This window comes from Streptomyces barkulensis (genome assembly GCF_002843305.1).
Lineage (GTDB): Bacteria > Actinomycetota > Actinomycetes > Streptomycetales > Streptomycetaceae > Streptomyces > Streptomyces barkulensis.
Map to the genome: position 1 here is coordinate 1 of NZ_PGSG01000075.1, position 8,320 is coordinate 8,320.

Here is an 8,320-nt window from a genome sequence, read left to right on the forward strand (position 1 = left end):
TGAGGTTTTCTCAGCGAAATGATCTCCGCGAAGTGGGCTGATCGGTGCAGGTCCGGGTGGATCGGGCCGGGCGGCCCCGGCTCTGGACAGACGTAAAGCCCCTGGTAGGACAGGTCTCACCACAAGATCATGTCCGTAACCACCAGAGGCTTCACGTTGGTCACCTATGTTGCCACGCTCGACGTCCCACGCCATGTCGTGGAGTACCTGTCCCGCCTGCTGGCCGCACACCGACGACGCATCGGCACGCCGCGCGGCTCGCGGGCGCTGGGCCCGTTCCGCCAGGCCGTACTGGTTCTGCGCTGGTTCCGCGAGCGCGGCTGCGTGCACTGCCTGGCCCGTGACGCCGGAATCTCCCAGGCCACCGGCTACCGCTACCTGCACGAAGGCATCGACGTCCTCTCCGCCCAGGCCCCGGACCTGCACGAGGTCCTCTCCCGCTGCCGAGGTGAAGGCATGACACACGTGATCCTCGACGGCACACTGATCGAGTCCGACCGCCTCGCCGGCCTCCGGGACAACGGTAACGACCTGTGGTTCAGCCAGAAGCACAAGGCGTTCGGCGGCAACATCCAGTTCCTGTCCGCTCCGGACGGCACCCCCCTGTGGGTCTCCGACGTCGAGCCCGGCAGCGTCCCCGACATCACCGCCGCCCGCCTGCACGCCTTGCCCGCCCTTTACAAGGCCGCCGAGGGCCTTCCGACCCTGGCGGACAAGGGCTACATCGGCGCGGGCATCGGCATCCGCATCCCGGTCCGCCGCCCAAAGGGCCAGTCCGAGCAGGCACTTCACGCCGATACCCGCATGCTCAACATGCTGCTGCGGCATGTCCGGGCCCTGGGCGAGCGCACTGCCGCCGAACTCAAGCAGCGATGGCGGGCCCTGCAGCACGTCACGCTCAGCCCCAACCGGATCGGCGACATCGCCAGAGCAGCTCTCGTTCTCAACGGGATCTGGAAGTGATCACCGATGAGAAAACCTCACTGACACCCCACCAACTGGACCCAAAGGGCTAATCAACAGAAACCCATCCCCTAGATGTTGACCGGTCAACTCTTCGCTCCCTAACCTTCAAGTACGCCCACTAAATAGTTCAGCGGGCAGGGAACGTAACTCCTTCCCCCAACCTCGCACCAGTTGCGATGAGGCCCTGCGGCAGCCACCAGAGAGGAAAGCTGCGTGACCGAAGTCGGTGCGGGTGCGGCAACACCTGACACGCTGCGTGTGCAGATGGTCGCTGACCTACGAGCTCGAGGCGCGATCACCTCACCAGAGGTGGAGTCCGCCTTTCTCAAGGTGCCGCGTCATCTCTTCGCACCCGAAGTGACCGCAGAAGAGGTCTACCAAGCCCCGGAAGGCATCTTCATCAAGTACAACCCCCAAGGCAGACCGGTCAGTTCGGTTTCGGCCCCATGGCTGCACGCACAGATGTTAGAAGCGGCCCAGGTAGAGCCCGGCATGGCAGTACTGGAGATCGGCTCCGGGGGATGCAACGCAGCACTACTGGCGGAGCTGGTCGGCGACCAAACCTTAGTGACCACCGTCGACATCGATCCCGACATCACCGCACGAGCCCGCAAGCTACTCGCCGAAGCCGGGTACGGGCAGGTACGAGTTGAGGAGGCCGACGGCGCCAGACCACTCCGGGACCCACCACCACACGGATTTGATCGCATCATCGTCACTGTCGGCGCCTCTGATCTGCCAACAGCATGGACCGACCAACTCGCCCCCAACGGCCGGCTAGTGGTCCCGCTGCGATTCCGCGGCCTCTCACGCACCATCGCCTTCACCCGCGAGCAGGGCCACCTGCGTAGTGACACACTGATCATCTCCGGGTTCGTGGCCATGCAAGGCGACAGCGCTTACGCGCCCCGCACGGTACGCCTGGCTGGACAGGACGTCCGGCTGGTCGTCGACGAAGGCCAGCCTGCCGAGGCAGAAGCACTGACCGAAGCGTTCACCGGACCCCGGCACGAAGAGTGGACCGGGGTGGAACTGGGCGGTTCGGAGAGAATACTGCCGCGGTTGGAAGTGTGGCTTGCAGGAGCGACGGCCCCTTACGGCAGATTGCGCGCCACACAGGCCGCTACCGACCGCGGCTTGGTCGGCTGGGTACTGAGCAGAGGAATGCCAGCAGTATGGAACCGCCACTCGCTGGCCTACCTCGCCCTGCGCCGGGTCGCACAGACCACACCAGAGCGCTACGAGCTCGGAGTAATCGCCCACGGCCCAGGCCGCGAACACCTCGCAGCTCACCTGACTGACGCAGTCAGGCGCTTCGACCGTGAGGCCAGAAACGCGGGAGACCCCGTGGTGCGCGCCTACCACCGCCACGACCACGAAGTGCCCGCCGGAGTGACTGTCGACAAACCCAGCGTCCGCCTGACGATCACCTGAAGGCGCGGGCCGGCTCCGCACCGGAGCAGGCCCGGATCCACGCCCCCTGGCACCGAGCCCGGGAGGCCAAAGTGGAGGGAGTGAAGATGGCAGCACCGACAGCCCAGACACATTCGCCCGGGGTAGCGGCCGGACCATCCCCGGAGCTGGCCGACGCCTTCGACCTGGACCCCACCCAGCAGGACATCGGGAGCCTGGGTATCTGGCTCAGTGGCGACGAGGACGAAGGCGACACCACTGGGGACGGCTGCGGCGAGTCGCCACCGCAGGGACCGACCACGGGCTGCTGACACCAGCACCCCAGGGCCGGGCACACCAGCGCGTGCCCGGCCCCCGGTCTTTCCGATCGGCGTTCTCAACGGACGGTACGATGCGCAGGCTTTTCGACCCTCACCCCGTGGCAATGGCCCGGATCCCGCTGCGCCCCTGCCTGGAACCCGCCAGCAGCCCCCCTGACAGCACAAGCAGTGACCTGCTGGACGAAGGCATGTTCCTGGCCAGCCGAAGCGCTGTGCAAGCAGCAGGCACAGCAGACGGACAGGCGACACGACGCGCCTACGACCTGCGCTCACGCACCCGCACCACCCCCCACGGGGTCTTCGCCGGGGTCGCAGCCGCCACGCTTACCGCACCCGCCACCGTCATGCGGCTGGGGAGCGCCCACCAAACCATGACCACCCTCAGTCCTGCCTGGCTGACCGCGGTCGCTGACCGGCTGCTCCACGAGGAACCGGACCTGCTGCCCAAACTCACCCTGACCGCTGCCGCCCTGGCCGTCCGCCGAGGAGACCGGCTGGAAATCGAACACCCCACCTCCGAAGGAGTGCAGCTGGCCAGCGTGCGCGCCACCGGCGTATCACACTGGCTGCTGGAAGCCAGCCACGGCGGCATGCCAGCCACCGACCTTCTCACCGGGCTCCTCCGCCGCTACCCCGGCGCCGAACCGCACAAAGCCACACGCGCCATACTCGACATGATCGACAGCGGTCTCCTCCTGACCGACCTGCTCCCCACCGACCCGTACGCCGCCCCACTGCAGCACCTGCTGGACAAACTTCCAGCAACAAACCCAGCACGGCCGTCACTCACTCGCCTCGACCACCTGCTAACCCAATGCGACACCCATCCGCCAGGCACCCCACAACGACGCAAGCTACTGGAAGAAGCTCGCGACCTGGCTGACGCGCTGCACCACACAAACCGGCCGCTGGTCGTGGACACCCTCGCCGACGCCAAGATCACCCTCCCTCCCGCCATAGGTGAAAACGCCGCCCAAGCAGCCTCACTCCTGTGGCGAATCGGACACCGCGCCGGCCCGCTGAACGAGTACCACCAGCGTTTTTGCGCCGCCTACGGCCGCCAGCGGCTCGTGCCGCTCCTGGACGTCCTTGATCCCGTCACCGGCCTCGGCCCGCCAGGTCCAAGCGACGCAGTCGGCGTCGAAGAAGGACTGGACACCCACCGCACCGCCACGTTGGCTCGGCTCCTCGCCAATGCACTCTCCTCCGGCACAAACGAACTCGTCCTACGCGAGCAGGACATCGACGAACTCTCCAACCCCTCGCCCCTGCCCCCACCACGCACTGCCGAAATCCACCTCCAGCTACGGCGCGACCCCCACGGGCTGCATGTCGCGGTCTGCCCCGGCACCGGATCCCAGAACGCCGGAGCAGCACCCGGCCGCTGGATACGCTGGCTCCCCGACCTGGCTCCCCCCGAAAAGACCGACACCGACAGCGGCCCCATGATCGCCGAAATCGTCTGCCGTCCGCGCACCGCCGCTGCCAACACACTGGCCACGCAGACCGGCACCGCTCCCTGGCACATCCCACTCGACATCCCCGCCCGCCCCGGCAGCCTCCTGCTCAGCGACCTTGCCGTGACCACCACAGGCACCCACCTGCAACTGTGGTCCACCCGCCACCACCGGCCGGTCCTTCCCGTGCTCTACAACCGCCTCGCACCCCGACTCCTGCCTCCAATCGCCTACACCCTCCACCTCCTCGGCCACGCCGGAACCCGCCCCTGGCACCCCTGGAACTGGGGCCCTTTGAACTGCTGGCCCTACACCCCGCGTGTGCGCTACCGCGACATCCTGCTCGCCCCGGCACGCTGGCGGTTACCCAGCACCCTCACCACAGCAGCGAACCACCGCACCACCTTCGAAACGGCCCTCACGACCTGGCGCACCCAGACCCGCCCAGCCCCACCACCTGTCCTAGTCACCGAAGAAGCCGACCGCCGCCTCACCCTCGACCTGCGCCAAACCGACGAACGCGAATTGCTGCGCCGCAGCATCCACCGCGGCACCCGAACCCTCAGCGAACCCCTCGCCAGCCGGGAAGAACTCGCCGTAGTCGACGGCCCACACGGCAACCGCCACCTGATCGACCTCGTCGTCCCCCTCACACGGCGCCACACCCCCCGCCCAGCACCCCCCGACCCGCGGCGCGCAGTACGCGCCGCCGGCACCGGCATCCACCTCCCCGGCAGCAACTGGCTGTCAGCCACCCTCTGCACCCCAACCCACCTCCACAACACCGTCCTCACCGAACTCGCCCCCCTGCTCACCAACCTCCCCGAAGACGTCGACCGCTGGTTCTGGCTGCGCTACACCACCCCCGCTCTCGGACCTCACCTACGCCTGCGCTTCCACGCCAACCCCCGCACCCTCACCCTCGACATCCAGCCCCAACTGGCCGACCTCACCAACCGACTGCACCGCCAAGGCCTACTCAGCTCCAACGCTCTACGCCTGGAGCCATACGAACAGGAGATCGAACGTTACGGCGGACCACAGGCCATCACCGCCGCCGAAAACCTCTTCTGCGCCGACAGCCGCTTCGCACTAGCTGCCCTGCCCCACCCCGAGGACGAGCGAATCCTCATCGCCGCAGCTCAAGCCGCCGACACCGCCCGCACCCTCTGCCCCAGCCAGCCTCACTCCGCCCTGGGCCCCGGCCGCCTCACCCGGGACCAACGCCGCCACCGCGACGCCCTGCGCCCCCGCCTCACCAGCAGCCCCACCACACTCATCCCGGACGACCTAGCCACCACCCATACCGAACGCCAGGCCGCACTGACCGCCTACCGCGACACCGTCCCCCCACAATCCGCCGCACGGTGCGCCAGCGACATCATCCACATGCACGCCAACCGCATACTCGCCACCGACCCCGGACGCGAAAAAACCATACGAACCCTGGCCGCCGACCTCCTGCACCGACCATGAGCACCGCCGCCCGCGCCAAGGCCGCCGAGGCCGCCCTGGAAATCGCCCGTACCCTACGCACCCCCGAGGCCGTCACCGCTTCCCTGACCGGCCGGGCCGCCTCCACCCTGTGCTACGGCCTAGCAGGCACCGCACTCCTGCACGCCTGCCTCGCCCAGGCAGAACCCGGATCAGCCACAACAGCCGCAACTCACTGGACCACCGCAGCCCGCCTCCTGGGCAACTCACCCCCCGACGGCATCCATACCGGCCCTGGAGCCCTCGCAGCATCCCTGATCATCGGCACCGGCTACCTACCGCCCCACGACCCCCACCATCCCCTGCTCCCCCGCGCCACAGCCTGGCTCTCGGCTCGCGCCACCGCACTCGCCCGCCACCACCACCAACGCGCCACCCGCGGGCAAGCCACCCCCTGGGCGGTCTACGACGCGATCAAAGGACTCACAGGCATCGGCCGCGTCCTTCTCGCCGCCCACAACCGCGGCCACCGCACCGAAGCCGAGCCAGGCCTACGCGCCGCACTGTCCGCCCTCACCCACCTGATCCTCACCCCCCTAGGCACCCGCCTCGGCTGGTGGATCCCCGCCAACCTCCACCCCCCTACCGTCCGCGTCCCCACCACCGGCGCGGCCACCACAGGCCTCGCCCACGGCATCGCCGGACCTCTCGCATTCCTCGCCACAGCCCAACAGGCCGGACACACCGCTCCCGGCCAACCCGACGCAATCCACGCCGCAGCCCAATGGCTCCTCACCTGGCAGACTCCCAACCACACATGGCCGCCCCACATCAGCGGAGACGCCCTGGACAACAGCAAAACAGCCCCCACCCCCATCCCAGGACGCACCACCGCCTGGTGCTACGGCACCCCCGGTATCGCCACCGCCCTCACAAACGCGGGCCACGCCCTCGGCCTCCCCACCCTCACCCGCACCGCCACCGACGCCATGAACGCCCTCGCCGCCCGACCATCAGACAACTGGGACACCGAAGGCAGCGCCCTGTGCCACGGCAGCGCCGGCCTCCTGCAAACCGCCCGGCGCATCCCCTCCCCCGCCCTGACCGAACGCGTCGCACGCCTCACACTGGCCGACACCCCGACGCACCGCCCAAACGGCTTCCTCACCGGACGGGCCGGTACCGCACTGGCCCTGGCAGACCTCGGCGGCCTGCTCCCCCAACCAACAGACCCCTGGGACTGCCTCATCCTGCTGTCCTGAACCACTCCAAGACAGCAAATGTCGGCGTTTGGCTTTGTTCACGAGTCGTGGTTCTGGCTCAACTTCCGTGATCGGTTACTCAACGTCATCCGAGGAGAGGGCTGGGTTCTGAGGGTGACCTGTCGTTGCTCCCGCCGAAGGGCGATGATGATCGGATTCAACTGGTGATCGTGAAGGAGCCCACATGCCCAGAGCTGGTGATGACGGAGCTGCTGAGGCGGCTGACTGCGGCGGCGCCCCCGCTCCGGCTGCCAGTGGACGGATCATCTTCTTGAATGGGACGTCCAGCTCGGGCAAATCCAGCATCGCGAAAGCACTGCTCCAGATCTTGGGCGAGCCGTCCTTCCATATGCCTGTGGATGCCGTCCACGCGATAGGGTCTGTCAAACGTTCGGTGTAACTGGGGTGGTCGAGGTCACTGACGGGCCGCCGACAGGCGCCCGTCGAAGGTGATGTCGAAGGCGTTCAGCGCGGTCTTCCAGCGCATGGTCCAGCGGGCCTGTCCCTTGCCGGTGGGGTCCAGGGACATGATCGCCATGTAGACGCACTTCAGAGCGGCGGTCTCGTTGGGAAAGTGTCCACGGGCCTTGACCGCCCGCCGGATCCTGGCGTTGACGGACTCGATCGCGTCCGTGGTGCAGACGATGCGGCGGATCTCGGCATCGAACCGCAGGAACGGAGTGAACTCTCCCCCAGACTCCGTCCGGGGGCACCCCCACCCAGGCGTTCTCCCACAGCTTCACGATCGCCGGATACTTCCGGCCCCGGGCGTCGGCGAACTCGGCGAACCGGTCCAGGGCGGCCTCCTCGGTCGGTGCGGTGTAGACGGGCTTGAGAAGCTTGGCGATCTTGTCCCAGTCCTGGCGGGCGGCATAGCGGAAGGACTTCCGCAGCAGATGCACCACGCAGGTCTGCACGATCGTCTTCGGCCAGACCGCGTCCACTGCCTCGGGCAGGCCCTTGAGCCCGTCGCAGACCAGCATCAGCACGTCGCTGACGCCGCGGTTCTTGAGCTCGGTGAGGATGTGCAGCCAGTGCTTGGCGCCCTCGCCGCCGTCACCGGCCCACAGGCCCAGGATCTCCCGCCGGCCCTCGACCGTGACCGCCAGGGCCACATAGATCGGCCGGTTGGCCACCGCACCGTCGCGGATCTTCACGTGGATGGCGTCGATGAAGACCACCGGATAGACCGGGTCGAGGGGCCGGTTCTGTCACTCGGCCATGCCCTCGAGCACCTTGTCGGTGATGGTGGAGACGGTCTGGCGGGAGACGTCAGCGCCGTAGACCTCGGCCAGGTGGGCCTGCACCTCGCCGGTGGTCAGGCCCTTCGCGGCCAGCGAGATCACCATCTCGTCGACCCCGGTCAGGCGCTTCTGCCGCTTCTTGACGATCTTCGGCTCAAAGGAGCCGTTCCGGTCGCGGGGCACGACGATCTCCACCGGCCCCACGTCGGTCAGCACGGTCTTGG

General features: G+C 67.9%; 5 protein-coding genes and 2 pseudogenes. 6 read left to right on the plus strand and 1 reads right to left on the minus strand.

Going from position 1 to position 8,320, the window contains the following annotated elements:
- Positions 1-156 precede the first annotated feature (156 nt).
- The 6 genes and pseudogenes from CUT83_RS14850 to CUT83_RS14875 all read left to right on the plus strand — a co-directional run.
- Entirely contained in the window at positions 157-963 is an 807-nt protein-coding gene (locus CUT83_RS14850) for a transposase family protein (protein WP_101256294.1), read from the plus strand.
- Positions 964-1,179: 216 nt separating this feature from the next.
- Positions 1,180-2,400 carry a methyltransferase, FxLD system gene (gene fxlM / locus CUT83_RS14855; protein WP_143688560.1) on the plus strand — a complete coding sequence of 407 codons (1,221 nt, stop codon included), beginning with the start codon at positions 1,180-1,182 and terminating at the stop codon, positions 2,398-2,400.
- Between the two features lie 86 nt (positions 2,401-2,486).
- Positions 2,487-2,690 carry a hypothetical protein gene (locus CUT83_RS14860; RefSeq protein ID WP_101256328.1) on the plus strand — a complete coding sequence of 68 codons (204 nt, stop codon included), beginning with the start codon at positions 2,487-2,489 and terminating at the stop codon, positions 2,688-2,690.
- A 113-nt stretch (positions 2,691-2,803) separates the two neighbouring features.
- Positions 2,804-5,632, plus strand: coding sequence for a lantibiotic dehydratase (locus CUT83_RS14865; RefSeq protein ID WP_240958535.1), 2,829 nt, complete (start codon positions 2,804-2,806; stop codon positions 5,630-5,632).
- Positions 5,629-6,852: a lanthionine synthetase C family protein gene (locus CUT83_RS14870; protein WP_101256327.1), complete on the plus strand. Its 1,224-nt coding sequence runs from the start codon at positions 5,629-5,631 to the stop codon at positions 6,850-6,852. Before CUT83_RS14865 ends, CUT83_RS14870 begins: the two co-directional genes overlap by 4 nt.
- Before the next feature lie 184 nt (positions 6,853-7,036).
- A pseudogene (locus tag CUT83_RS14875) lies at positions 7,037-7,234 on the plus strand (phosphotransferase-like protein); the annotation flags it as partial.
- A gap of 33 nt (positions 7,235-7,267) precedes the next feature.
- Here the strand turns inward: CUT83_RS14875 and CUT83_RS14880 are convergent.
- A pseudogene (locus CUT83_RS14880) lies at positions 7,268-8,320 on the minus strand (IS256 family transposase); the annotation flags it as partial.